The sequence below is a fragment of the Rhizobium sp. BK289 genome (genome assembly GCF_014193575.1).
Classification (GTDB): Bacteria; Pseudomonadota; Alphaproteobacteria; order Rhizobiales; family Rhizobiaceae; genus Rhizobium; species Rhizobium tropici_C.
Genome location: NZ_JACHZO010000008.1, coordinates 16945 through 42390 on the forward strand (window position 1 = coordinate 16945; position 25446 = coordinate 42390).

At 60.4% G+C, this 25446-nt stretch carries 20 protein-coding genes; 14 read left to right on the forward strand and 6 right to left on the reverse strand.

The features are described from left to right. Positions 1–14: 14 nt before the first annotated feature. From zwf to FHT84_RS16625, 3 genes are all read right to left on the reverse strand, one after another. Positions 15–1490 carry a glucose-6-phosphate dehydrogenase gene (gene zwf / locus FHT84_RS16615; RefSeq protein WP_112344327.1) on the reverse strand — a complete coding sequence of 492 codons (1476 nt, stop codon included), beginning with the start codon at positions 1488–1490 and terminating at the stop codon, positions 15–17. 131 nt (positions 1491–1621) lie between these two features. Then, entirely contained in the window at positions 1622–2920 is a 1299-nt protein-coding gene (locus FHT84_RS16620; protein WP_183763213.1) for an FAD-binding oxidoreductase, read from the reverse strand. A gap of 11 nt (positions 2921–2931) precedes the next feature. After that, positions 2932–4368 (reverse strand): glutamine synthetase family protein, encoded by a 1437-nt coding sequence (locus FHT84_RS16625; protein ID WP_112344329.1) that lies wholly within the window; start codon positions 4366–4368, stop codon positions 2932–2934. Positions 4369–4505: 137 nt separating this feature from the next. On the opposite strand from FHT84_RS16625, the gene FHT84_RS16630 reads away from it, so the two are divergent. From FHT84_RS16630 to FHT84_RS16645, 4 genes are all read left to right on the forward strand, one after another. Next, positions 4506–5687, forward strand: coding sequence for an NAD(P)/FAD-dependent oxidoreductase (locus tag FHT84_RS16630; RefSeq protein ID WP_183763216.1), 1182 nt, complete (start codon positions 4506–4508; stop codon positions 5685–5687). A 72-nt stretch (positions 5688–5759) separates the two neighbouring features. Further along, the gene (locus FHT84_RS16635; protein WP_112344331.1) at positions 5760–6272 is read left to right on the forward strand and encodes an ankyrin repeat domain-containing protein; all 513 of its coding nucleotides are present in this window, start codon (positions 5760–5762) and stop codon (positions 6270–6272) included. Between the two features lie 153 nt (positions 6273–6425). Further along, positions 6426–6569, forward strand: coding sequence for a hypothetical protein (locus tag FHT84_RS16640; protein ID WP_183763219.1), 144 nt, complete (start codon positions 6426–6428; stop codon positions 6567–6569). Positions 6570–6897: 328 nt separating this feature from the next. Next, on the forward strand, positions 6898–9435 hold the full coding sequence (locus FHT84_RS16645; protein WP_183763222.1) for a methyl-accepting chemotaxis protein: 2538 nt from the start codon (positions 6898–6900) through the stop codon (positions 9433–9435). Here the strand turns inward: FHT84_RS16645 and FHT84_RS16650 are convergent. Continuing rightward, the gene (locus FHT84_RS16650; RefSeq protein WP_112344333.1) at positions 9411–9668 is read right to left on the reverse strand and encodes a hypothetical protein; all 258 of its coding nucleotides are present in this window, start codon (positions 9666–9668) and stop codon (positions 9411–9413) included. The genes FHT84_RS16645 and FHT84_RS16650 overlap by 25 nt on opposite strands. Before the next feature lie 87 nt (positions 9669–9755). Between FHT84_RS16650 and FHT84_RS16655 the strand changes: the two genes are divergently transcribed. From FHT84_RS16655 to FHT84_RS16675, 5 genes are all read left to right on the forward strand, one after another. Continuing rightward, positions 9756–10628: a LysR family transcriptional regulator gene (locus FHT84_RS16655; protein ID WP_113250979.1), complete on the forward strand. Its 873-nt coding sequence runs from the start codon at positions 9756–9758 to the stop codon at positions 10626–10628. A gap of 193 nt (positions 10629–10821) precedes the next feature. Beyond that, positions 10822–11910, forward strand: a complete 1089-nt coding sequence (locus FHT84_RS16660; protein ID WP_245430451.1) for a polyamine ABC transporter substrate-binding protein — start codon at positions 10822–10824, stop codon at positions 11908–11910. A gap of 122 nt (positions 11911–12032) precedes the next feature. Then, positions 12033–13175: an ABC transporter ATP-binding protein gene (locus FHT84_RS16665; RefSeq protein ID WP_112344336.1), complete on the forward strand. Its 1143-nt coding sequence runs from the start codon at positions 12033–12035 to the stop codon at positions 13173–13175. Positions 13176–13177: 2 nt separating this feature from the next. Next, positions 13178–14089: an ABC transporter permease subunit gene (locus tag FHT84_RS16670; RefSeq protein ID WP_112344337.1), complete on the forward strand. Its 912-nt coding sequence runs from the start codon at positions 13178–13180 to the stop codon at positions 14087–14089. Positions 14090–14092: 3 nt separating this feature from the next. Further along, entirely contained in the window at positions 14093–14908 is an 816-nt protein-coding gene (locus FHT84_RS16675) for an ABC transporter permease subunit (protein WP_112344338.1), read from the forward strand. 28 nt (positions 14909–14936) lie between these two features. On the opposite strand, the gene FHT84_RS16680 is transcribed toward FHT84_RS16675, so the two are convergent. Beyond that, entirely contained in the window at positions 14937–16841 is a 1905-nt protein-coding gene (locus FHT84_RS16680) for an AsmA-like C-terminal region-containing protein (protein ID WP_112344409.1), read from the reverse strand. A gap of 166 nt (positions 16842–17007) precedes the next feature. On the opposite strand from FHT84_RS16680, the gene FHT84_RS16685 reads away from it, so the two are divergent. Together FHT84_RS16685 and FHT84_RS16690 are read left to right on the forward strand one after the other, a co-directional pair. Further along, on the forward strand, positions 17008–18960 hold the full coding sequence (locus FHT84_RS16685; protein ID WP_112344339.1) for an acetoacetate--CoA ligase: 1953 nt from the start codon (positions 17008–17010) through the stop codon (positions 18958–18960). A gap of 354 nt (positions 18961–19314) precedes the next feature. Further along, the gene (locus tag FHT84_RS16690) at positions 19315–21234 is read left to right on the forward strand and encodes a DEAD/DEAH box helicase (RefSeq protein WP_112344410.1); all 1920 of its coding nucleotides are present in this window, start codon (positions 19315–19317) and stop codon (positions 21232–21234) included. Between the two features lie 86 nt (positions 21235–21320). On the opposite strand, the gene FHT84_RS16695 is transcribed toward FHT84_RS16690, so the two are convergent. Continuing rightward, on the reverse strand, positions 21321–22343 hold the full coding sequence (locus tag FHT84_RS16695; protein WP_112344340.1) for a class I SAM-dependent methyltransferase: 1023 nt from the start codon (positions 22341–22343) through the stop codon (positions 21321–21323). Between the two features lie 336 nt (positions 22344–22679). Between FHT84_RS16695 and FHT84_RS16700 the strand changes: the two genes are divergently transcribed. The 3 genes from FHT84_RS16700 (at position 22680) to FHT84_RS16710 (ending at position 25430) form a co-directional block, all read left to right on the forward strand. Next, the gene (locus tag FHT84_RS16700; RefSeq protein WP_112344341.1) at positions 22680–23492 is read left to right on the forward strand and encodes a sulfurtransferase/chromate resistance protein; all 813 of its coding nucleotides are present in this window, start codon (positions 22680–22682) and stop codon (positions 23490–23492) included. Positions 23493–23498: 6 nt separating this feature from the next. After that, positions 23499–24902, forward strand: coding sequence for a chromate efflux transporter (gene chrA / locus FHT84_RS16705; protein WP_112344342.1), 1404 nt, complete (start codon positions 23499–23501; stop codon positions 24900–24902). A 126-nt stretch (positions 24903–25028) separates the two neighbouring features. After that, positions 25029–25430, forward strand: a complete 402-nt coding sequence (locus FHT84_RS16710) for a GFA family protein (protein ID WP_112344343.1) — start codon at positions 25029–25031, stop codon at positions 25428–25430. Positions 25431–25446 lie beyond the last annotated feature (16 nt).

A 25446-nucleotide genomic window follows, 5' to 3' on the forward strand; every position in this document is an offset into this window, starting at 1 on the left:
GTTGTCGTCCCGGTTTAGATATCGTCGTGCCAGGTGCGGCCGTCACGCTCGATGAGCGCGATGGCCTGGCTCGGGCCCCAAGTGCCGGCCGTATAGCCCTGTACCTGCTGGCCGGCTTGTTCCCAACCCTTGAGGATCGGGTCCACCCACTTCCACGCGGCTTCCACTTCGTCGCGGCGCATGAACAGCGTCTGGTTGGAACGGATGACGTCCATCAGCAGGCGCTCGTAGGCATCCGGATTGCGGACGTTAAAGGCAGAGGCGAAGCTCATGTCGAGCGAGACGTTGCGCAGGCGCATGCCGCCAGGACCCGGGTCCTTGATCATCAGCGACTGCTTGACGCCTTCATCCGGCTGCAGGCGGATGATGAGCTGATTGGCGACGATGCGGCCGGCGGCCTGGTCGAAGATGGTGTGCGGAATGTGCTTGAAGGTGATGACGATCTCCGACATGCGGCCGGCAAGGCGCTTGCCGGTGCGGATGTAGAAGGGAACGCCAGCCCAGCGCCAGTTGCCGATCTCGGCCTTGATGGCGACGAAGGTTTCGGTGTTGGAGACGCCGCCTTCCAGCTCGTCGAGATAGCCCTTGACCGGGCCGCCTGCCGAAGCGCCGGCGCGATATTGGCCGCGAACCGTCGCCTGCTCGACGTTGGAAGCGTCAATCGGCTTCAGCGCGCGCAGCACCTTCAGCTTCTCGTCGCGAACAGCTTCCGAATCCATCGAGGAGGGGATTTCCATCGCGGTCAAGCAGAGGAGCTGCAGGATGTGGTTCTGCACCATGTCGCGCAGGGCACCGGCCGTGTCGTAATAGCCGGCGCGGCCTTCGAGACCGACCGATTCAGCGACGGTGATCTGCACGTGGTCGATATGATTGGCGTTCCAGAGCGGCTCGTAGAGCGCATTGGCAAAGCGCAGCGCCATCAGGTTCTGCACGGTTTCCTTGCCGAGATAGTGGTCGATGCGGAAGATCTGCTCTTCCTTGAAGACCTTGCCGATCGTGTCGTTCAGCTGCAGGGCGGAAGCGAGGTCGCGGCCGATCGGCTTTTCGACGACGATACGGGTCTGCTTGGTAATCAGCTTGTGATCGTGGATCTTCTGCGAGATGTCGCCGAAGATGCCCGGAGCGACGGCGAGATAGAAGGCGCGCACGCGCTCCTTGCCTTCGTCCAGGATCTTCTTGAGCTGATCCCAGCCGGCGTCGCTGCGCGCGTCGACGGGTACGTAGAACAGGCGAGCCAGGAACTTCTTGACCTCGGCGTCGTCATATTCGCCCTTCTTCAGATGTTCCTTGAGGGCGGCGTCGGCGAATTTGCGATATTCTTCGTTGGAAAGAGCGCTGCGCGAAGCGCCGATAATGCGAGTCGGCTCGGAAAACTGGCCTTCGATCTGGCGATGATAAAGGGCGGGAAGGAGCTTGCGCTCCGCAAGGTCGCCACTGCCGCCGAAAACGACATAATCAAATGGTTCAACAGGAATGATTTGGCTGCTCATGAGCTATCTCTCAATCGGTCTTGGTTGAGGCCCCTTTTAATCTAATCGATTTAAAAAGGCCAGTGTGCATCGCAAAATTCAGATGCGCTTTTTAGAGCGGATTGCCGGCGGAAGAAATCATCTTCCGGTTTTTAAAACCTGTCGCGCAACGCAAACCACGTGAGCGCCAGGAACAGCAGAGGCGCCCGCATGCGCGCACCGCCGGGGAAGGGCGGAATGTTCAGCTCCTTGAAGAGGTGAAGTTCATCCGCATTCCCGAGTACCGTTTTCGCATAGAGTTTACCGCAATAATTTGACAGCATAACCCCATGGCCGGAATAACCACCGATCGAGGTGACACCCGGCATGACGTCGCGCACGAACGGTTGGCGCGGCATGGTGATGCCGACCGAGCCGCCCCAGGCATAATCGATCTTGATATCGCCGAGAGCTGGATAGATTTCCGTAATCTGCCGGCGGATGTGCTGCGTTATGTCGCGCGGATTGTCTGATGTGTAAGCCTCGCGCCCGCCGAACAGCAGGCGTCCATCCCTGGATTTGCGGAAATAGCGCACGACGAATCGCGAATCGGCGACGGCCTCGTTGCCGGGAAGAACCTGCGGAAAGCGGTCCAGCGGTTGCGTTGCGCCGATGAAGGAGCGGATCGGCATGACGTGGCTCGCCGTCACCGGCTCGAGATTGCCGATATAGCCGTTGCAGGCGATCAGCACCCGGTCGGCGGTGATCTCGCCGCTATCCGTCTCGACAATGGTCTTGCCGCCGGATTGCCGAAAACCTTTCGCTTTCGTCATTTCAAAGAGCGAAGCGCCGGCTTCGGCCGCGACGCGGGCAAGGCCGATGAGAAGCTTCAGCGGGTGGATATGGCCCGTGCCCATGTCCCGGACGCCATAGAGATAGAATTGCGAACCCAGCCGTTCCTGAGTTTCGGCCTGATCCATGAACGTCATGTGCGGATAGCTGTAGCGGGTCGCCGCGATTTCCGCACTGTCCATGTAATCGTGCTTGTAGCCGCGCTTATGCGTGACATTCATCTGGCCGGGCAGGAAATCGATATCGATGCCATGCTCGGATGCGAAATCGAGAAGATGCCGCTTGGCATCCTCGGCAAGGTCGAAGAGGGCCTTGGAGCGCTCATAGCCGATCTTCTCTTCCATCTCCTCCGGCCACCAGCGCTGGCCGGTGCCGAGCTGGCCGCCATTGCGGCCGGAGGCGCCGTCGCCGAAGCGGTTGGCGTCGATCAAGACAACCTCAGCGCCACCCTTGGCGAGGTTATACGCGGCCTGCAGGCCGGTATAGCCGCCGCCGACGATTGCGACGTCGGCCCGGCGCGAACCGTCGAGCCTTGGATAGCTCGCACGCGGGCCGACAGTCGCCTGGTAGAAGGAAAGGCCCGGCGCAATCGGGCTCTGCCATGTTTCCTGCAATGTCATGGCGATCTCCCTCACACGTTAAGCAGAAGGAATTCCCGCTCCCACGGGCTGATCACCTGCATGAAGGTCTCGAACTCACCGCGTTTGACGCCGGCATAGATGTCGATGAAATCCTTGCCGAGGACCTCCTCGAAAGCCGGTTCGTCCTCCATCAAGGCAATGGCCTCAAGCAGGCCGCGCGGCAGATCGATGGAGCCTTCATTCGCGGAATCCTCGGTCGGCGCCGTCGGCTCAACCTGCTTCATGATTCCGAGCAGGCCGGAGGCGAGCGAGGCGGCGAGTGCCAGATAGGGATTGGCATCCGAACTCGGCAGCCGGTTTTCCACGCGCCGCGCCTGTGGATCGGAAACCGGTACGCGGAAGGCCGTGGTGCGATTGTCGTAGCCCCAGGCATTGTTGACCGGGCAGGACATGTTCGGCGCCAGCCGGCGATAGGAATTCACATAGGGCGCGAGCATGGCGAGCGCATTCGGCACGAAGCGCTGCATGCCGCCGATGAAGTGAAAGAATTCCCGTGACGGGCTGCCGTCCGGATTGGTGAAGACATTCTTGCCGGTCTCGATATCCACGACCGACTGATGGATATGCATTGCCGAGCCGGGCTGGCTCTGCATCGGCTTGGCCATGAAGGTCGCATAGATGCCATGCTTCAGCGCCGCCTCGCGGATCGTGCGCTTAAACAGGAAGACTTGGTCGGCCAGCTCGATCGGATCGCCATGGCGCAGGTTGATCTCGAGCTGCGCCGGACCCTCTTCATGGATCAGTGTATCGATCTCGAGACCCTGCTTTTCCGAGAAGTGATAGATGTCGTCGATCAGCTCGTCGAACTCGTTGATGCCGGCGATCGAATAGCCCTGGCCGCCGAGGATCGAGCGGCCCGAACGGCCTTTCGGCGGATGCAGCGGATAGTCCGGATCGTCGTTCTTGGCGACGAGATAGAATTCGATCTCGGGTGCTACCACCGGCTTCCAGCCACGGTCGCGATAGAGTCCCATGATGCGCTTCAAGACGTTGCGCGGCGTGTAGGAGACTTCCTGTCCCTCGGAGTTGACGATATCGCAGATAACCTGCGCCGTCGGATCGCTCTCCCAGGGCACGACCGAAAGCGTCGAAAGGTCGGGCACCAGCTTCAGATCGCTGTCGCGCGGCTCGTAGCGGAAGCTTTCGGTCTCTTCCGGATATTCGCCGGAAATCGTATGCCGATAGATCGCGGAGGGCAGCGCCAGCGATGTATTGGAGGTGAATTTCGACGTCGGCATCATCTTGCCGCGCGGTACGCCGGCAAGGTCCGGCGTGATGCATTCTATGTCTTCGATCCCGCGCGCCCGCAGCCATTGGGCTGCCTCTTTCCAGTTTGCCACGCCGCGTGCCGATCTCAGACTGGGAGGAACCGTAGGGGTTTTCGAGACAGGCACGGAAGCTTTCAGCGGGGTCTTTCTCGCGGGCATAAAACACCGTATTTGGGTTGATCGGTGATCGCATCATAACTGCAGTTTGCCAATTGGCGAGGGGGAAAACCGCTCGGACTTTCGCCGTATGATGGAAAAAGATGAGAGAGCGCGGCGAAGATATGAAGGGCTGAAGCGTGGTCGCCAGATATGATGTAATCGTCCTCGGTGCGGGCGCGGCAGGCATGATGTGCGCTGTCCGGGCCGGCCAGCGCGGGCGCTCCGTCGTCGTGCTCGATCATGCCGCCGCACCCGGCGAAAAAATCCGCATTTCCGGCGGCGGCCGCTGCAATTTCACCAATATCCATGCCGGTCCGAAGAACTTCCTATCCGCTAATCAGCATTTCGCCAAATCGGCGCTCGCCCGTTTCACACCGCAGGATTTCATCGCCATCGTCGAACGCCATGGCATTGCGTGGCACGAGAAAACGCTCGGCCAGCTCTTCTGCGACAACAGCGCCAAGGACATTATCCGCATGCTGACCGACGAGATGCGCGCAGCCGGGGCGCAACTTCGGTTGCGAACCGAGGTCGGCGGCATCGAACAAAGTGATGGCGGCTATCGCATCAGCACCTCCGAAGGCATTTTCGAAGCAACCTCGCTGGTCGTGGCGACGGGCGGCAAGTCGATCCCCAAGATGGGGGCTACCGGCTTTGCCTATCGCCTCGCCGAGCAATTCGACTTGCCTATTGTCGAGACCCGGCCGGGCCTCGTGCCGCTGACGCTCGATCCGCAATTGCTTCAGCACCTGGCGCCGCTGTCGGGTATCGCTGTCCCCGCCGAGATCCGCCACGGCAAGACGGCATTCCGCGAGGCTCTTCTCTTCACCCATCGCGGCCTCAGCGGCCCCGCCATCCTGCAGATTTCCTCCTATTGGCGGGAGGGTGAGGATATCTCCGTCGTGATCGAGCCTGATATCGACCTGTTCGAGCTTCTCAAGAAGGCCAAGCAGGTGAATGGTCGGCAATCCGCGCAGACGGCCCTTGCCGAAATCCTGCCGAAACGGCTGGCACAGCATTTCGTCGAGAACGAAGGCATATCAGGCAATATGGCCGATCAGTCCGACAAGCGCCTGCAGCAACTCGCATCGGCAATCCAATCCTGGTCGGTCAAGCCGTCGGGCTCCGAAGGCTACCGCACAGCGGAAGTGACGCTTGGCGGCATCGATACGGACTGCCTCGATTCGCGGACGATGCAGGTGAAAACCGTCCCCGGTCTCTTCTTCATCGGTGAATGCGTCGACGTCACGGGCTGGCTCGGCGGCTATAATTTCCAATGGGCTTGGGCTTCCGGCCATGTCGCCGGCGAGGCTGCTTGAATTGACCTTGCCAACTGGTCCTGGAACGGGCAAAGAGCATCTCCAGCGCGAAGATACTCGATGGAGACAATCATGACGATTAAAACCCTGACATTCCGCGGTGCAGTTCTTTCAGGCATCGTTGCGGCCATGACGATGTCGCTTGGCATGCTTGCCGTCACCGCGTCCGATGCGAGCGCTGCTTCCACCCAATGCAAGAAGCTGGATCCGAACGGCCGGGATGCGGGCGGCGATACGAATTTCGCCATTGCGATCCGCGACAAGAAAGGCGATGTCGTCAAGAAGATGCTGGCCTGCGGCGCCAAGCTGGACATGAAGACGACGGAGGGCTGGTATCCGCTGCATACCGCCGCCTATTACGGCCCCGCCGACATGATCGATCTTCTGGTTTCCAAGGGTGCCGACGTCAACGCGCGCGGCGACTATGATGGTTGGACGCCTTTGCACATGGCGAGCCAGCAGGATGATCCGGCCGTCGTCAAGGCATTGTTGAAGGATGGCGCCGACAAGACCATCAAGTCTGCCTCCGGCAAGACTGCCGCCGAAATTACGACCGATCCCGCCATCGCGGCATTGCTGAGGTAGCGCGCGGTCTCCGCCAATGTGATGGTCGCGCCGCCTGGCACCTAACCTCTGGTTTTGACGTTTTCTTTTCCTATATTTCTATTTTGTATATTGCCTGTTGCGGGAACGGCCTTTTGCCGGTTATCGTGTCAGTGCGAAAATGGGAATATGCTCATGAACAGAACAAAGCGCCGTGCTTGCGCCATTGCAATCGCTCAGACCCAAGACAGTGCCAAGCTCCTGGCGGCAAGGCTTCTGATGTTGACGACCGGCGTCACAGCCGTCTGCATCGCTTATCTCGCGGCACGCGGCTTCTGAGCCCTTAGCCGCTTCATTATTCTTGGCCGTCGCCGGAACGACGGCCCTTGCTCGCGTACAAATATAGGCTTTGCCGTCCGCTTCTCAGCGTTTGATTGTATGTTGCGAGCCCACACAACGTCCTTATCTGAAAATTAATTAATCAGACCGACAATTCCCGACGATTTCATGGGGCGCTCTACTGCATGATAGAGCCGAAGCAATGATTGCTTCCCGAGATTATACTCGGTAGCCCCGCCTGCGGATATTTCAAGAACGATGGTTATACATCCGGTCAGCGCCGAGGTGGCGTCGACGGGGGAGCGGCATGTGAGAGGTCTGAGCCACTATGTTCATTGATAAGATATTGTCGCGTTTCAAGATCAAGACGAAGGTCCTCATATTCGTCCTGCCGTTCGTCATCAGCATTTCCGCCGTTGGCCTCACCGGGCTTTACGCGTCGGGACTGCTCCAGGGACGCATGGAGATTTCCAACAGCGTCTTGCAGTCGCTGACCGGCTTCAAGAACCTCTACGGCTCCATGGACGACTTCCTGCGCATCACCAATACGCAGCAGCGCGACAAACTCTACCAGGATATCAAGTCGCAGCAGGGCGTGCTGAATGCCACTCTCGGCCAGCTCGGTGCGGATGCGGATGGGCGTGACAATCTGACTGACGCCACCGCCAAGACCGCCGATATGGCAAATCTCGTAGGCCGGCTATGGACATTGCATGAGCAGGAGGTCTCGCTTCGTAAGACGATCGATGACGCCCAGAGGGCATTGATCAGTGCCCGCTTCAACGTCAATTTCAACAGCCAGCAGCTGGAAGATCGGATGCGCCAGGATCAGGCGGACGCGACCTCCACACTGCGTTCCGCCGACCGTCTGCTGAAGGGTGGCGATATGCTGGCCTCCGTTGCGGAAGATTTCAACAAGGCGGCGACGCCGGCCGACAAGGTCAAGCTCCTGAAAGACCGGCTGTCGGATCTGAACAAGGCACAACGTTCCATCGATCTTGCATTGCCGCAGAACCAGAAGAGCGTGGTTCAGTCGCTGGTGAGCACGATCAAGGATCTTGCCGCCTTCACGGAAAGCACCGACGTGCCGACAGACGATACTATCGCAGCCATCAGCCGGCTGCTGTCACGTTTCCGTCAGACCTCGACCTACACGCAGCTGGCGGCAACGCAGATGATGCGCCAGGCAACCACGACCTTCGTCTCCCTCGACGCCCGCGTCGCGCAGACCAATTCGGTCCTTCAGGACACGCGACGCCTCGAGGATTCGGTCTATTCGCTGCAGCTCGTTCTGGCGGATTTCGACGCGAATACGAACAAGGACAATCTCGTCCGCCTGCGCCAGGAAATCTCCAAGCTCGGCGGTGATATCGATACGCTGAACCAGAGCGCCAAGAGCATGGATTTCGCCAGCGACATTGACTCGGCCATCCGTCCGGCGATCAAGTCGATGGATGAAGCCGGCGGCAAGCTGGTCGACATCATCACGCAGCGCATCACCGAATATGCCAGCGCCCGCCAGCAGCTCGATCAGGTTTGGGGCCAGCTCACCGCCTTCGCCGAAACGCAGAAGCAGAGCGCGGGCACCGAGCGCAGTCAGGCGAATTACATCTCCATTCTGGCAACCGCCCTTGGCATCATCCTCTCGGTTGCTGGTGGCATCGCGCTCGTCCTGACACTGCAACGCCCGATCGGCCAGATCACCGCCGCCATGCGCCGCATCGCCGACGGCATGCTGGAGACTGCGATCTCCGGCGAACAGCGCCGTGACGAAATCGGCGACATGGCCCGCGCGCTTGGCATCTTCAAAGACAACGCCATCTCGAAGATCCGCATCGAGGAGCAGAGCGACGAGGAGCGCGCCGCCGCGGAACATGAGCGCCAGCGCAACGACGCTGAAAAGCGCGAACTCGACCGCCAGATCGACCATGCCGTCAGCGAGCTTGCGGCCGGCCTGGAACGTCTTGCCCAGGGTGACATCTCCGCGACGATCGACAGGCCTTTCATCGGTCGTCTCGAGCAACTGCGCCAGGATTTCAACAGTTCGCTGTCGCGCCTGCAGCAGACGCTGAGCCAGGTCCGCAGCAATGTCGAGATGATCCAGAGCAACGGCGCCCAGATGGCCGCCTCCGCCGAGGACCTGTCGAAGCGTACAGAGCAGCAGGCGGCTTCGCTGGAGCAGACCGCCGCCGCCGTCGACCAAATCACCAACACGGTCCGCTCCTCCGCCGAACGCGCCAAGGATGCGGATGCGATCGTGCGCGAGGCCAAGCGCAGCGCCGATGACAGCTCCATCGTCGTCGGCAACGCCATCGATGCGATGTCGCGCATCGAAGACGCTTCCCGCCGGATCGAGCAGATCATCGGCGTCATCGATGAGATCGCCTTCCAGACCAATCTTCTGGCGCTCAATGCCGGCATCGAAGCCGCCCGCGCCGGCGACGCCGGTAAAGGTTTCGCCGTGGTCGCCATGGAGGTGCGCGAGCTGGCACAGCGCTCGGCCGCTGCCGCCAAGGAAATCAAGGGGCTGATCAACAAGTCGACCGAGGAGGTCGCCTCCGGTTCGCAGTTCGTGCAGGAGGCCGGCTCGGTGCTGGCGCAGATCAGCAGCCAGATCGTGACGATCAGCCAGCATGTGGAGATGATCGCCCATGCCAGCCACGATCAGGCAAGCGCGCTGCAGGAGGTCAATTCCTCGGTCAATCACATGGACCAGATGACGCAGCAGAATGCCGGCATGGTGGAGGAAACTACGGCAGCAAGCCGCGAGCTCGCCTCCGAAGCCGACGCCCTGTTGCACCTGATCCAGCAGTTCAAGATCGAAGCCGGATACAGCGTCGGCTATATTCGAGAGCAAGCAGCCTGACCGCCGCAACCGTTGCCATCACAGGCGGATCGGCCAATTTCCGGCCGGTCCGCCTTTTCTATCGGCTTGCGATGGGCGCTTAAGACGGCGATCATCCGTTCGATCCAGAGGAAGGGGCGCGGCGTTTCGCGCCCGTAGTCGAGGTAGAAGAGATCCTCCTTCTGGCGCCATTGCTCTTCACGCGCCTGGCTTTGTATTTCGATGGCCTTGGCCAAAGCGATGCTTTCCAGCATGAGACGTCTCCATGGTTTGGGCATCGCCTTAACTACTCATGAGAATTTGCTTTATAAACAGCCGTTTTCACCCTATGTTTTTCAATTATGAAAAACGCTACATGGGATTCCTATCAGCTCTTTCTCGATGTCGCCCGCGGCGGTGGACTGACCGGAGCGGTCGCTTCGAGCGGCCTGAGCCCGGCAACGATCGGTCGGCGGATGCTGGAGCTGGAGGGGCGCATCGGTCGGCCCCTCTTCGAGCGCAGCCAGGCCGGCTACACGCTGACCGGTGACGGCCAGGCCCTGTTCGATCAGCTGCTGGAAATGGAAGCTGCCGCCCGCAAGGTTGACGGCTGGCGGCGCGACGGGCAGGGCATGTCCGTCGTCCGCATCGCCGCCGGCACATGGGTCGGCTGGCTGCTCAGCCAGAACATGCCGACGATCTGTTCGGAGCGGGACGGATTCCGCATCGATCTGCATCTCGGCGAGCGTCGGGCCAGCCTTGCCCATCGCGAGAGCGATATCGGCATCCGCGCCTTCGAGCCGGAGGAAACCAATCTCGCAGCCATCAAGATCGGTGACGTCGCCTATGCCGCCTATCAGGCCCGCAACATGCGCTTTGCCGGTCCGCAGCGCTGGATCGCGGTAGCGGAGGAGGAGGCGGTATCGGCCTATCTGCGCTGGCCCTATCAAAACAGGCGGGAGGAGATCGCCTTCACGGTCAGCCGGCCGCGCTCGCTTCATGATCTCGTGCTCGCCGGATCCGGTATCGCGGTTCTGCCCTGCTTTGTCGGCGATCAGGAGCCGAGGCTGGAACGAGTCGGCGAGGAAATCCCGTCTCTCCGCCACCGGCAATGGATCGTCATGAACAATGCCGACCGGCACCGAAGGGAAATCCGCACCGTGGTCGACCGCATGGCCAAGCTCTTGAAAAGCCATGCCGAGCTTTTTGCGGGCAAGCGCCCGACCTATGCGTAACGCATCGCCGCGATATCTGCTTTCCCGTGGGCGAGCGTGTCTTGCGGACGATGGATGGCAAAGATGCGAAAGAGTGTGAGCCCACGCTTTTCCCCTTGTCGCCTTCAGATTTCCTTTCTAGTCTAACGGGAAAAACAGAGGGTTGGGTGTCGTCTGGATGCCCTTGAACAAAACAGGAGAGACTATGAAGTCCATGTTCGCACGGCTTGCAGCGACGGCATTCGCTGTCGTTTCGCTGGCAACGGTCGCTCAGGCAGAAGACAAGGTCGTCAATATCTACAACTGGTCGGATTACATCGATAATTCGATCCTGGCGGATTTCACCAAGGAAACCGGCATCAAGGTCGTCTACGATACCTTCGACCAGAACGAGACCCTGGAGACCAAGCTGCTTGCGGGCAAGACCGGCTACGATATTGTCGTGCCTACGGCTTACTTCCTGCAACGCCAGATCAAGGCCGGCGTCTTCCAGAAGCTCGACAAATCCAAGCTGCCGAACATCTCCAACATGTGGGATACGGTGCAGAAGCGCATCGCCACCTATGACCCCGGCAACCAGTACGCCATCGACTATATGTGGGGCACCACTGGCGTCGGCTACAATGTCGACAAGGTGAAGCAGATCCTCGGCACCGACGAGGCGCCTGATATCGACGTGATTTTCGATCCCAAGCTTGCCGCCAAGTTCAAGGATTGCGGCATCTACATGCTGGATTCGCCAACCGACGCCATTCCGGCGGCTCTGCGCTATCTGGGTCTCGATCCGAACTCAACCAAGCAGGAAGACTTCAAGAAGGCCGAAGAGCTTTTGACGTCGATCCGGCCGTTCGTGCGCAAGTTCCACTCTTCCGAATACATCAATGCGCTCGCCAACGGCGATATCTGCCTTGCTTTCGGCTATTCCGGCGACGTGCTGCAGGCCCGCAACCGAGCTGCTGAGGCCAAGAACGGCGTGAATATCAGCTATTCGATCCCAAAGAAGGGTGCGCAGATGTGGTTCGACGTCATGGCGATCCCCGCCGATGCACCGCATGTCGAAGAGGCGCACATCTTCCTCAATTACATCATGAAGCCGGAAGTCATCGCCAAAGCGAGCAACTTCACTACCTATGCCAACGGCAACAAGGCGTCGCAGGAATTCGTGAGCAAGGACGTGCTGGAGGATCCGGCCGTCTATCCGACCGATGCGGTCCGCGAGAAGCTGTTCACACTGACCCCGTGGGACTCGAAAACGCAGCGCTTGGGAACGCGCTTGTGGACAAAGGTCACCACTGGCCAATAAATCGAAGCGGCCCGGACGGCAACGTCCGGGCCTTTCCTTATAAAGCAAAAATCGCGAGCGTGCCGGGATGGGGAAGAGCTGGCACCACGAAAGCTCGCCCGATATCCATTTGGGGATAGATAATGAAGTCACTCGGTAATATCCGGCGTTCCTTTGCTCCTTGGACCGACCCTTCGGCCAAGCCTTACATTTCCTTCAAGAACGTGACGAAGAAGTTCGGTGATTTCACCGCCGTCGATAATCTCTCCCTGAATATCTACAATCGCGAATTCTTCGCTCTTCTGGGTGCTTCGGGTTGCGGCAAGTCCACGCTTTTGCGCATGCTCGCCGGCTTCGAGCAGCCGACGACGGGCGAAATCGTGCTCGACGGCCAGGATCTTGCCGGCACGCCGCCCTATCGCCGCCCCGTCAACATGATGTTCCAGTCCTATGCGCTGTTTCCGCATATGTCGGTGGAAAAGAATATCGCCTTCGGCCTGCGCCAGGACGGCATGCCGAAAGCGGAGATCGACGATCGCGTCGCGCAAATGCTGAAGCTCGTCAAGCTGGAGCAATTCGCCAGGCGCAAGCCCAACCAGCTTTCCGGCGGCCAGCGCCAGCGCGTGGCTTTGGCGCGCTCGCTTGCCAAACGGCCGAAGGTGCTGCTGCTCGACGAACCACTCGGCGCGCTCGACAAGAAGCTGCGCGAAGAAACCCAGTTCGAACTCATGGATCTGCAGCAGAGCCTGGGGTTGACCTTCGTCGTCGTCACCCACGATCAGGAAGAGGCGATGACCATGGCGGACCGCATCGCGGTCATGAGCCACGGCAAGGTGGTACAGGTGGCAACGCCGGCCGAGATCTACGAGGCGCCCAATTGCCGCTTCGTCGCCGACTTCATCGGTGACGTGAACATCCTCGACGGCAACGTCACCTCGGCGCAGTCGGGCATCGTCGAGATATCGGTCGATTCCGGCTTCACGGTGCGCACCGCTTCCGGCGGCGCACAGTCGGCGGGAAGCCGCGCGAGCCTCGCCATCCGCCCGGAAAAGCTTCGGGTAACACCACGCCCGCCGGCCAATGCCTCGGTCAATGCCGCCGAAGGCGAGATATGGGATATCGCCTATCTCGGCGACATGACCGTTTTCCACGTCAAGCTGAAGGGGGGGCAGGTGGTCAAGGCCTCGTCGCTGAACGCCGTGCGCGCGGTGGAGGAGCCCTTCGCCTACGACCAGAACGTTTGGGTCTCCTTCGACGAAAATGCCGGCGTCTTGCTGAAGGATTGATCATGAGAGCGCTCGGTTCCCTAATCTATCAGCGCCTCGTGATCATCGTTCCCTATGCCTGGTTGCTGGTCTTTTTCCTTGCGCCGTTCCTCATCGTCTTCCGCATCTCGCTGTCGACCAAGGCGCTGTCGGTCCCGCCCTATGATCCATCCTTCGCCTGGAGCGACAGCTTCGGCGACTGGTGGGACAAGCTGCAGACCATGTCGTTCGACAATTACACATGGCTGACCGGCGATCCCCTTTACATGAGCGCCTACATTCAGAGCCTGCAGATCGCCGGCATCTCGACGCTCCTGACCCTCATCATTGCCTATCCTATCGCCTACGGCATGGCGCAGGCGCCGCGCACGATCCGGCCGACTTTGCTGATGCTGGTTATCCTGCCCTTCTGGACGAGCTTCCTGATCCGCGTCTATTCATGGATGTCGATCCTCAGCACCACGGGTCTCTTGAACCAGCTATTGATGGGGCTCGGCATCATCCACCAGCCGCTTGTCATCCTGAACACCAATACCGCCGTCTATATCGGCATGGTCTATTCCTATCTGCCCTTCATGGTGCTGCCACTCTATTCGGCGCTGGAAAAGATGGACGGCACGCTGATAGAGGCGGCGCAGGATCTCGGCTGCACGGCGATCGGCGCTTTCTGGCGCGTCACCTTTCCGCTCTCGCTTCCTGGTGTTATCGCCGGCTGCATGCTGGTCTTCATCCCCGCTGTCGGCGAGTTCGTCATTCCCGACCTGCTCGGTGGCTCCGAAACCCTGATGATCGGCAAGGTGCTCTGGACGGAGTTCTACAGCAACACCGACTGGCCGCTGGCCTCGGCGGTGGCGACCATCCTGCTTCTGGTGCTGGTCATCCCCATCGTCTTCTTCCAGCATTTCCAGGCCAAGGCCGACGAGAAGGGGAGATAATTCATGACCCGCTGGTCCCGCTTCAACATCGTCTCCGTCACGCTCGGCCTGGCTTTCCTTTACCTGCCGATCCTGCTGCTGGTGATCTATTCCTTCAACAGTTCCAGGCTGGTCACGGTCTGGGGCGGTTTCTCGACGCAATGGTACGTGCACCTCTTCAGCAACGACACCATGCTGAATGCCGCCTGGCTGACGGTGCGCATCGCGCTCCTGTCGGCGACCATTGCCACGGTGCTCGGCACCTTCGCGGCAATTACGCTTGTGCGCTACACGCGGTTCCGCGGGCGCATCCTGTTTTCGGGCATGATCTATGCGCCGCTGGTCATGCCTGATGTCATCACCGGCCTGTCGCTGCTGCTGCTCTTCGTTACCTCTGGTGTCGATCGCGGCTTCTGGACGATCGTCATGGCGCATACGACGCTGACCATGTGCTTCGTCGCCGTCGTCGTTCAGTCCCGCCTGCTGACCTTCGATCGCTCGATCGAGGAGGCGGCGATGGATCTCGGCGCGCCGCCCGTGCGCACCTTCTTCGAGGTGACGCTGCCGATCATCGCGCCGGCCGTCTTTTCCGGCTGGGTACTGGCCCTGACGCTGTCGCTCGATGATCTGGTGATTGCGACCTTTGCTTCGGGTGCAGGCGCGAAAACGCTGCCGATGCTGATCTACAGCCAGGTCAAGCTCGGCGTGACGCCGGAGATCAACGCCATCTGCACGATCCTCATCGGTGTCGTCGCCGTCGGCGTCATCTGCGCTTCCATCGTCACCAAGCGCCGCGAAGTGCAGCGCCAGAGAGACGAGCAGGCAGCCGCCGCGGCCTGAGGCGCGACGGCCGAAATAATCCCGGAGATTATTGCTGCTGCAGCGGCTGTACCGGCTTCTGCAGCAGCGTCGCGACCGGAGAAACGACCGGGTTTGGCCAGCTGCCTCCGATGAAGAAAGGCAGCATCGGCAACTCGTCCGCATCGGAGGGCGATGTCGCCTCGATCGCGCCGGAAAGAGCAAGGCCATTGGTGCGGAAGGGAACGACGCCGTTGAACGTGATCGTTTCGTTGCGTCCGGCGATCGAGGCATTCTTCACTTCGGCGGATCCCTTCGCAAAACTTGCGTCGACATTGATGCTGTCGAAGTCGAAGGATGCATTGGCGATGTCGCTCATCCGGAAGAAGGTTTTTTCAGCTGCAAGCGTCCGGAAGCCGGAAATGTCGAACTCGCGGAACGTGCCTGCCGTCGAACTGAAATGCAGCGTGCCGGCGACATCGCTGAGGGTTGCGACCCAGATCGGTTTGGAGGTGCCGAGCGACAGATCCAGCGACCCCGACGTCGGCATCGGCAGCGGGCCTATCAGCTTCAGCCGGGTGAAGAGACCGCCGAAATCTGCATTTCTGATTGAAATCTGCAATTTGCCGCCGCCGTCGAAATCGCCGGGGGCGACCTCAAGGTGAGCGGTCAGCGAACCGCTCTCGAAGCCGCTGTCGCCGATATCGAATTTCGCCTTGCCGCCCGCCACAAGCAGGCTGGCGCCGATATTTTCAAACTGGAAGGGACCGAGTGCCGCCTTGTTCGACGATAGGCGCAGATCGAGGTCGAGCCGCTGCAGCGGATTGCCGTTGAGCAGCGCATCGATGGCGGTCTCGGCGGCAAGACGCATGGAGAAGGCGGCGAGGAACGGATTGAGATTCATCTGGTCGAAGGCGAGCGTGCCGGAGATCTTCGGCTTGCCTGCCGTCGTATAATTCAGATCCATGATGCCGGACGCCGTGGAATCATTGACCTTGAAACTGAGATTATTGAAGCGCAGGCCCTTCTCGATCGCCGCAATATCGGCGCTGAGCGAAACATTCTTGAGGGCATCGGCCGCTGGCAGGTGCTGTCCGCTCCAGGCCAGGAACGAGGGCACATTCGGAACGCTGAGCTCCAGATTGCCCGCAAAGGCTGAAAAGTCAGACAGGCTGGTGACGCCGGAATAGGTTCCGCTGATCAGCGATGAGGCAAGGCTCGTCTTCGCGTCGACGCTCTTGCCGGCGAAGAACAGCAGAGGCTGAGCGGAATCGAAATTGAGCTTGATGTCCTGGCCGTTGAAGCGCGCGAGAATGACGGCAGCCATCGCCTGCGAGAGCCGCGGCCATGAAATATCGGCATTGACGCCATTCAGCCGGTAGATATTGCCGCTGCGTTCATCGGTCATCTCGACGCTGCCATCCTCGATGGTCAGCATGCCGATGGCTGCATCCTGGTCCTTGCGCATCGATATGCCCTGGCCGGAAGACGCTTCCGCCTGGGCGATGGCCTTGGAAAGACGGCCTTCATTCGTCCAGTCGATCAGGCCGTTATCGTCACGGCGGATATAGAGGATCGGGCGCAGGAAATGAAACTCATGAAAGCGTGCATGGCCGCGAATGGCCGACCAGAGCGAGAAATCAGCGGAAAGACTGTCGACATGGCCGAGAACCTTGCCGTTCCGCGTCGGCTCGCGGATGGTCACGCCATTGAGCGTGACGCGCGCCGTCGGCCAGAATTCCAGCGTCGGATCGCCGTCGATCTGGGCGCGATATCCCGTCCATTCCGACAGTGCCTTCTCGATACCGGAGCGCACCAGCCCGCTGGAAATCAGGAAAGGCGCAGTCGCTCTGAAGACAGCGAACACAATGAGAATCGTGAGAAGAATGATGCCGGTTGTGCGGGCAACGGCAGGCAGCCAGCGCGAAGCCGATCGCATCGTAAACCACCATTTATTGTTTTTCGAAGCTCTCATGATCCCGTGGAGACTCGCGAACTGAAAGGGATAATCTGCCTGCGTTTGCCGGATATAGGAAATGTTTGCCGGATGCAAACATCACACACTGGCAATACCCGCAGCACCATGATTTTATAATGCGCTGCAGCATCGCTATATCAAGCGAAAAGCGGGAGGGAGAAATATGCAGGATCAGCAGCCGCTTTGGACGCCGTCGGAAGAGTTCCGCAGCCAGAGCCCGATGTTTGCCTTCATGGAACAATGCAACCGGCGTTTTGGCCTTTCGATGTCGGATTTCGCCGGGCTTCACGCCTGGTCCATTGCCGAACGAGAAAAATTCTGGACCGAAGTCTGGGATTTCTGCGGTTTGAAGGGCAAGCGGGGAGAGAGGGCGCTGATCGACGGCGACATCATGCTCGAGGCGCGCTTCTTTCCCGATGCCGAGCTGAATTTCGCCGAAAACCTGCTGTCGAGGAGCGGCGAGGGTGATGCGCTGGTATTCTGGGGCGAGGACAAGGTGCGTGATCGCTGGTCATGGGACCGGTTGGCCGCGATGGTATCGCGCCTGCAGCAGGCCTATCGTGCCCTGGGCATCGGCAAGGGCGACCGTGTGGCGGCGATGATGCCGAACATGCCGGAGACCATTGCCTGCATGCTGGCCGCCGCCTCGATCGGCGCGATCTGGTCTTCCTGTTCTCCGGATTTCGGCGAGCAGGGCGTCATGGATCGTTTCGGCCAGATCGAGCCGAAGCTCTTCATCGCCTGCAGCGGCTATTGGTATGGCGGCAAGCTGCAGGACGTCACTACGAAGGTCAGCGCCATCGCGCAGCGCCTGAAAGCGCCCACCGTCATTGTGCCCTACGCCGGCAATGCCGCCGCGATAGTCGCGGCTACGCCGAATGCGCAAACTCTTGAGGATATGGTCGCGCCCTTCGAGGTGAAGGCCGTCGAATTTGTGCCTGTAGCGTTCTCCCACCCGCTGTTCATCCTGTTTTCCTCCGGCACCACGGGCGTTCCGAAGTGCATCGTGCATTCCACCGGCGGCGCACTGCTGCAGCTGATCAAGGAACACCGCCTGCATTGCGGCGTCGTGCCGGGCGAGAAGGTCTTCTACTTCACCACCTGCGGCTGGATGATGTGGAACTGGCTGGCGACCGGCCTTGCCGCCGGCGCGACGCTCTGCCTCTACGACGGATCGCCCTTCGCGCCCGACGGTAACGTCCTGTTCGACTACGCGCAGGAAGAAAAATTCGCAGTCTTCGGTACCTCGGCCAAATATATCGACGCAGTTCACAAGAGCGGCCTTACGCCGAAGACGTCGCATGACCTTTCGAGCCTGCGATTGATGACCTCTACCGGCTCGCCGCTATCGCCCGAGGGCTTCACCTTCGTCTATGAGGGGATCAAGGACGATATCCAGCTGGCCTCGATTTCCGGTGGCACGGATATCGTCTCCTGTTTCGTGCTCGGCAATCCCCTGCAGCCCGTCTGGCGCGGCGAGATCCAAGGGCCGGGGCTTGGCCTCGCCGTCGATGTCTGGAACGACGAAGGCAAGCCGGTGCGTGGCGAAAAGGGCGAACTCGTCTGCACGAAGGCCTTCCCCTCCATGCCGGTCATGTTCTGGAACGATCCGGAGCGCGCCAAATATCGCGCCGCCTATTTCGAGCGTTTCGACAATATCTGGTACCACGGCGATTTCGCCGAATGGACCGTTCATGGCGGCCTCATCATCCATGGCCGCTCGGATGCGACACTCAATCCCGGCGGCGTGCGCATCGGCACCGCCGAGATCTACAATCAGGTCGAGCAGATCCCCGAAGTTCTGGAAGCGCTGTGCATCGGCCAGGATTGGGACGACGATGTCCGTGTCGTGCTCTTCGTACGGCTTGCTGCGGGCGTGTCGCTGACGGAGGATCTCGTCAAGGCGATGAAGACCCGCATCCGCACCGGCGCTTCGCCGCGTCATGTGCCGGCCAAGATCATCGCCGTTGCCGATATTCCGCGCACGAAATCCGGCAAGATCGTCGAGCTTGCCGTGCGCGAGGTGGTGCATGGCCGCCCGGTCAAGAACAAGGAGGCGCTCGCCAATCCGGAAGCGCTGGATCTCTTTGCCGGGCTGGAAGAACTCAAAAGCTGAGCTCGTCCCTAAAATTGAGGGGCAAACGATGACCCTCCGCTGGTAACCCCGTGTTAAGAAAGCTTGGTCAAAGGTAAAGGCCAACTTGAGACCGTTCGCATGAGCTGGAGCGGATTGGAGCCGCCCTGGCTCCCGAGACATGAAGTTCACCGACTCGAGCTTGCTTTAGACAGCATCAACTTCAAAGGCAGCGCGGTTCGCTGCCTTTTTTTCGTTTCACCGTGCAGGAAAGCGCCTCTGCTCTGTACATCGGCCTGCCGAACAAGTATGTGCAGGCCTGAAGAAGAGGTTCGCGACGTGCGAACCACGATGATCGCCGCCTGAGGGTGTGCGAAGAATTCCGAAAGACAGATGATGACTGATTTCGAAGGCATCGCTCCTGCGATTGCCGAGGCTTTGTCGAAGCGTGGTTATGAAACGCTGACGCCGGTACAGAAGGCGATGCTCGATCCCGGCCTCGCCGGCAAGGATGCCCTTGTCTCGGCTCAGACCGGTTCAGGCAAGACGGTTGCCTTTGGTCTGGCGTTGGCGCCCGGCCTGCTCGACGGTGCCGAACGCTTCGGCCGCGCCGGCGCTCCGTTGGCGCTGGCGATCGCGCCGACCCGCGAACTGGCGCTGCAGGTCCAGCGCGAGCTGGAATGGCTCTACGGCCTGACGGGGGCGACGATCGCCTCCTGCGTCGGCGGCATGGACATGCGTACGGAGCGGCGGACATTGGAACGCGGTGCCCATATCGTCGTAGGCACGCCGGGGCGTCTCTGCGATCATATTCGCCGCAATTCGCTCGATATCTCCGAACTGAAGGCCGTCGTGCTTGATGAAGCCGACGAGATGCTCGATCTCGGTTTCCGCGAAGATCTGGAGTTCATTCTGGAAGCAGCACCCTCCGAGCGCCGCACCCTGATGTTTTCCGCAACCGTGCCGCGCTCGATCGCCAAGCTTGCCGAAAACTACCAGCGCGATGCCGTCCGCATCGCCACCGCCTCCGAGGCCAAGCAGCATGTCGATATCGACTATCGCGCGCTGACCGTGGTACCGAGCGACAGGGAAAACGCCATCATCAACGTGCTGCGCTACTATGAGGCGCGCAACGCCATCGTCTTCTGCTCGACGCGCGCTGCCGTCAATCATCTGACGGCGCGGTTCAACAATCGCGGCTTTTCGGTCGTAGCCCTGTCGGGTGAGCTCAGCCAGAACGAGCGCACGCACGCCCTGCAGGCCATGCGCGACGGCCGCGCCCGCGTCTGTATCGCAACGGACGTCGCGGCCCGCGGTATCGATCTGCCGGGGCTGGAACTGGTCATTCATGCCGATCTGCCGACCAATCCGGAAACGCTGCTGCATCGCAGCGGCCGCACCGGCCGCGCCGGCAACAAGGGCGTCAGCGCCATGATCGTGCCGCTGAGTGCCCGTCGTCGCACCGAACGCCTGCTGGAAGCCGCCCGCATCCGCGCCACCTGGGCAAAGCCGCCGTCGGCCGACGAGGTGAGCCAGCGTGACGACGAGCGTCTTCTCGCCGATCCCGTCTTTACTGCTGCGCTTGCCGAAGACGAGCAGTCGATCGTGCAGCAGCTGCTGCAGCGCCATGGCGCCGAGCAGGTCGCCGCCGCGTTCCTGCGGCAATACCGCGCCGGTCACTCCGCGCCCGAGGAATTGCAGGACGTGCCGGCAGAAGGCGAGCGCAGAAAGCCGCGTCGGGATGACTTTCCGGTCACGCCTCGCGATGAGGGCTCGTCTGCGGGACGCAACGATTTCACCGATGGAGCCTGGGTATCGCTCTCTGTCGGACGCAAGCAGAATGCCGAGCCGCGCTGGCTGATTCCCATGCTCTGCCGCAACGGCAACCTGACCAAGCGCGACATCGGTGCCATCAAGATGCAGCCCGAGGAGACTTTCGTCGAGCTCTCTCAGGAGAGTTTCGAGCGCTTCCTCGCGGCCATCGGCCCGGACAAGACGCTGGAGCGCGGTATCCGCGTCAAGCCGCTTGCCGGCATGCCGGATTTCCAGCAGGCCAAGCGGGAAGGCGGCTTCGCAAAGAAGAAGCCCTTCGCCGACAAGGGACCGCGTTCGAATGACGGCCCGAAGCCGAAATGGAAGTCCGACCGCAAACCGGAGCGGGCGCATGCAGGCGAGGGCGGCGTTTCCGAGCGCTCCGACAAGAAGCCCTGGGCGAAAAAGCCCGGCAAGCCGGGCTTCGCCAAGAACGACGGCCCGCCAGCAGGCAAACCGAATTCAAGGGCCAAGCGCAAGGCCGAGCGGGCGCAGGGAAATTAATTTCTATCTCCGTGTTCAAGGGGGCGGCCACCCCCTTGGCGCTGTCTCCACATCTCCCGGCAAGAGGAGACCGGTGTTCCGGCCTGCTACTCGAAGAAGATCAGGCTTGCCGGCGATGGTGGTAGCGGCTTTATCCTCACATTATGAAAACCGGCGCGCCTAGCCATCTCGGCCAGGTCCTTCTGCGTGTAGGCCTCGCCTCTTGGCGTACTCGCCAGCATCTCCCATGAGAAAGCGGCTGGGAAGGGCGGCGATATGAGATCGTCGTTCGGCACGAAGTCCACCGCAACCACCTTGCCCTCGGCGCTCAGGGTAGCCCGGCTCTTCCTGAGCAATCCGGCGCAGGTTTCCAGGTCGAAGTGATGAAGGAAGTTCGGCAGCAGGATAAGATCATAGTCCGTGCCCCAGTCGACTTCGAATGCGCTGCCCGGAACGAGCTTGTAGCGTTCGGCAACGCCAAATTGCTGCGCGTTTTGTTTGGCCAATTCCAGAACGGAGCCCCAATCGACTGCAACGATCTCGGCCGAAGGAAAAGCCTTCGCCATCTCGATCCCGAAAAGTCCGTGCCCTGCGGCAATATCAAGTATCTTCCTTGGCTGTATGGGCAAGTTGGCCATTTCGGCGGCGAGGCCGATCGCGCTGCCGCCTATGAACGAGCCCATGCCGCGAGCAAATTTCACCCACACCGGATTGTCCGGAGACATGTTTGCCAATCCAATGGACCCGCCATTGCGGACATAAGAAGCCGGATCGCCCAGGATCTGCCTGAGGATTTCCGGTGCGGCCAGGAACTCGATGGCCGCGCCCATATAGGCCGGCGAATGCCGGTCGAGGAAGGCTCGGCTGGATGGTGTCAGAGCGTATTGATTGCCTGTTTTCGTGAGAAAGCCGTTCACAACGAGATAGTCGCACAGAATGCGCACGCCTCTTTCAGCTGCATTTGTTGCGGCCGCCAAGGATGCCGCATTGCTGCCGTCACCGATCAGAGTAAAAAGATCGAGTTCTATGGCGGCTACGATGGCAGCCGTCTTTCGGCACGCAAACATCGCATCGACCACCAGATTAGGTGAAACTTCGCCCACGTCTGCTTCTACTGCCGTCGTTGACATTGGATCCCCCCTTATGTGCCCAATGACCGACCGGAATAGTCGGTCGCAATGATGAGTTATCTCACAAAAGGCGACTGAGTTTAAGTTTGTCGTCGCTAATACTGCCGAGACACATCAGATATTCTGGCGGCACGGCCGAAGTCATTCATGCGGCCCCAGCATCACTGGCAGGCCTATGAACATCGTCCATGGTTCGGAAAACAGCGGCAGCAAGCGGTTATCCGGCTTGACATTTGGATAATGTCGAGCAGAAAATTAATTATGGGGTTGCGATCACCCCACGAGGCTACGGCTGAAGAATCGCGTCCGTGAAACCGAGCCAACGGAGGACGCGCTATGCCGTCATTTCTGGAAATTACACCTGACAAGCTGAACCGTATTATCGGCACGCCCAACCTGCCGACGATCATCGACGTCCGCACCGACGAGGATTTCGCTGCCGATCCCCGTCTCATTCCCGGCTCGATTCGTCGCGACTATCGGACGGTCACCGACTGGGCGAGCGAATTGGCTGGGCCAGCCATCGTCCTCTGCCAGAAAGGACAGAAACTCGGTCACGGGGTTGCCGCTTATCTCCGGATCTTCGGAAAGGAAGCGGAGGTTCTTGAAGGCGGTTTCGAGGCATGGCGGAGCGCAAGAGGCGCGCTGATCCCCGAAGAGAAACTGCCCCCTCGCGATGACAAAGGGCGGACCGTATGGGTAACAAGGGCGCGGCCGAAGATCGATCGCATTGCTTGCCCATGGCTGATCCGGCGCTTCGTCGATCCCTCAGCGATCTTCCTGTTCGTTCCGGCGGTCGAAGTTACGGCTGTCGCTGATCGCTTCAAGGCGGTACCCTTCGACATCGAGGATGTCTTCTGGAGCCATCGCGGCGAGTTGTGCACCTTCGATGTCATGGTCGAAGAGTTCGGCCTCGGCACCGAGCCTCTTCTTCACCTTGCGACCATCGTTCGTGCCGCGGACACATCTCGGCCCGAATTGGCGCCTGAAGCACCCGGACTGCTTGCAGCCTCGCTCGGGCTTTCGCGGATGTTCAACGACGACTTGGAGCAACTGGAGGCCGGCATGACATTGTATGACGCCTTCTATCGTTGGTGCCGCGACGCGACGGAAGAGACGCACAATTGGCCCAACCCGAGGAAGGCATAAGAGACCATGACGGACCTCATAAAGAACACGGCCGCGCGACCAAGCGCGGCTGAACAGGATATCGTTCCCCTCAGCGAAGCCATAAAGGTCTGGACCCGTGTAGCCGCCCTAAGTTTCGGCGGACCGGCTGGGCAGATCGCCGTCATGCACCGCATCGTCGTCGATGAAAAGAAATGGGTAGGAGAGCATAGGTTCCTTCATGCCCTGAACTACTGCATGTTGCTGCCGGGTCCGGAAGCGCATCAGCTTGCCATCTATATAGGCTGGCTGCTGAACAGGACCCTGGGCGGCATGATCGCGGGTATTCTATTCGTGCTGCCGGGCTTCCTGGCGATCCTCGCGCTCAGTTATGTCTACGTCCTGTTCGGGAACCTGACCTTCATCGAGGGGATGTTCTTCGGGCTCAAATGCGCCGTGCTGGCGGTCGTAATCCAGGCCGTCTTCCGCATCGGCAGCCGAGCCCTCAAAAACAACGTTATGGTTGCATTGGCCGCCGTAGCTTTCGTGGCGATCTTCTTTCTGCACGTTCCGTTTCCGCTCATCATCGTTGGGGCCGGACTTATCGGCTATCTCGCCTCTCGCGGAGGGATCGCTGCTTTCAGGATAGGTGGCGGACACAAGTCGGGCTCCGGGACGATCCTCGAGGATAGCGACTCCGTTCTTGGCGAGGAGATCCCCTTGCACGCTCGACCGAACCTCGCATGGTCTCTGAAGACGTCAGGTGCATTGGCGGTCGCCTGGCTCATTCCGGTTGCGGCCCTCCTGCTAACCCTCGGTCCCGATAACGTTTTTTCCAAGATCGGCATATTCTTCAGCGAAATGGCAGTCGTAACCTTCGGCGGCGCCTACGCCGTGCTGGCCTATGTCGCGCAGGAGGCCGTGCAGCAGTTGGGCTGGCTGCGGCCGGGCGAGATGCTGGACGGACTGGGAATGGCGGAAACGACCCCTGGACCGCTGATCATGGTCACGCAGTTCGTTGGGTTCCTGGCGGGTTATCGCAGTCCCGGTACCCTCAACCCTCTCGCGGCAGCAACCTTTGCCGCCTTGCTGACGACATGGGTCACCTTCCTGCCGAGCTTCCTTTGGATTTTCGCGGGCGCGCCATTCATCGAGAAGATGCGTGGGAATGTCGCGCTGACCGGCGCCATGTCGGCGATAACGGCGGCGGTAGTGGGCGTCATCCTCAATCTCGCGATTTGGTTCGGGCTCCATGTGCTGTTCCGTGAGACAGCAAGTTTCACCTATGGTTCATGGACGATGGACGTGCCCGTCCTGACGTCGCTTTCACCGCCCTCGCTCATGCTGACCCTGTTGGCAGCGATGGCCATCTTTCGCTTGAAGATGTCAGTGATATCGACCTTATTGGCATCCGCCGCTTTGGGCGTCGGCTGGACTGTCTTCGTTTCCTGACGGCAGAGACACTCACCGCGCTAGTGGCCCGGAGTGGAGATTCGTCTCCTCCCGGTAATTTGCAGGGATCTCGCGACTGAGGCAGAATGCAGCCTTCGACCAGGGAGTGAATGGAGTGGCGTGCCCATGCTGATCGGCTCATGTCATTGCGGCAAGACGGGCTGGAGGCTCGAAGGCGATCCAGGCTCGATTACGGCCTGCAACTGCACGCTCTGCCGGCGCTACGGCACGCTGTGGGCCTATGATTACGAAGGAGAGCGGGTCTCCGTCACTGGCCGGACCGCCTCCTACACCCGCGTCGGCAAAGACAAGCCATCCCTCGAAATATTGTTCTGCCCATCCTGCGCCTGCGTCGTGAGCTGGCGCGGCCTGCGGCTGCAAAAGGATGGTCGCCGGCGCATGGCCGTCAACGTGCGGCTGGCGCCGCCGGATCTCGTCGCCGACCTGCCGATCGATCATTTCGATGGGCTCGACACGTTTGAAGACTTGCCTTCCGACGGGCGATGCGTGCGCGATCTCTGGTTCTGATAGGGGGTAGGCGATC

Excerpts from the sequence above, each read along its gene's own strand:
- FHT84_RS16665 (WP_112344336.1), top strand. The coding sequence starts at position 12,033 with ATGAAGTCACTCGGTAATATCCGGCGTTCCTTTGCTCCTTGGACCGAC.
- FHT84_RS16625 (WP_112344329.1), bottom strand. The coding sequence starts at position 4,368 with ATGCCCGCGAGAAAGACCCCGCTGAAAGCTTCCGTGCCTGTCTCGAAA.
- FHT84_RS16695 (WP_112344340.1), bottom strand. The coding sequence starts at position 22,343 with ATGTCAACGACGGCAGTAGAAGCAGACGTGGGCGAAGTTTCACCTAAT.
- zwf (WP_112344327.1), bottom strand. The coding sequence starts at position 1,490 with ATGAGCAGCCAAATCATTCCTGTTGAACCATTTGATTATGTCGTTTTC.
- FHT84_RS16685 (WP_112344339.1), top strand. The coding sequence starts at position 17,008 with ATGCAGGATCAGCAGCCGCTTTGGACGCCGTCGGAAGAGTTCCGCAGC.
- FHT84_RS16690 (WP_112344410.1), top strand. The coding sequence starts at position 19,315 with ATGACTGATTTCGAAGGCATCGCTCCTGCGATTGCCGAGGCTTTGTCG.
- FHT84_RS16640 (WP_183763219.1), top strand. The coding sequence starts at position 6,426 with ATGAACAGAACAAAGCGCCGTGCTTGCGCCATTGCAATCGCTCAGACC.
- FHT84_RS16710 (WP_112344343.1), top strand. The coding sequence starts at position 25,029 with ATGCTGATCGGCTCATGTCATTGCGGCAAGACGGGCTGGAGGCTCGAA.
- FHT84_RS16635 (WP_112344331.1), top strand. The coding sequence starts at position 5,760 with ATGACGATTAAAACCCTGACATTCCGCGGTGCAGTTCTTTCAGGCATC.
- FHT84_RS16655 (WP_113250979.1), top strand. The coding sequence starts at position 9,756 with ATGAAAAACGCTACATGGGATTCCTATCAGCTCTTTCTCGATGTCGCC.
- FHT84_RS16645 (WP_183763222.1), top strand. The coding sequence starts at position 6,898 with ATGTTCATTGATAAGATATTGTCGCGTTTCAAGATCAAGACGAAGGTC.
- FHT84_RS16675 (WP_112344338.1), top strand. The coding sequence starts at position 14,093 with ATGACCCGCTGGTCCCGCTTCAACATCGTCTCCGTCACGCTCGGCCTG.
- FHT84_RS16670 (WP_112344337.1), top strand. The coding sequence starts at position 13,178 with ATGAGAGCGCTCGGTTCCCTAATCTATCAGCGCCTCGTGATCATCGTT.
- FHT84_RS16660 (WP_245430451.1), top strand. The coding sequence starts at position 10,822 with ATGTTCGCACGGCTTGCAGCGACGGCATTCGCTGTCGTTTCGCTGGCA.
- chrA (WP_112344342.1), top strand. The coding sequence starts at position 23,499 with ATGACGGACCTCATAAAGAACACGGCCGCGCGACCAAGCGCGGCTGAA.
- FHT84_RS16650 (WP_112344333.1), bottom strand. The coding sequence starts at position 9,668 with ATGCTGGAAAGCATCGCTTTGGCCAAGGCCATCGAAATACAAAGCCAG.
- FHT84_RS16620 (WP_183763213.1), bottom strand. The coding sequence starts at position 2,920 with ATGACATTGCAGGAAACATGGCAGAGCCCGATTGCGCCGGGCCTTTCC.
- FHT84_RS16700 (WP_112344341.1), top strand. The coding sequence starts at position 22,680 with ATGCCGTCATTTCTGGAAATTACACCTGACAAGCTGAACCGTATTATC.
- FHT84_RS16680 (WP_112344409.1), bottom strand. The coding sequence starts at position 16,841 with ATGAGAGCTTCGAAAAACAATAAATGGTGGTTTACGATGCGATCGGCT.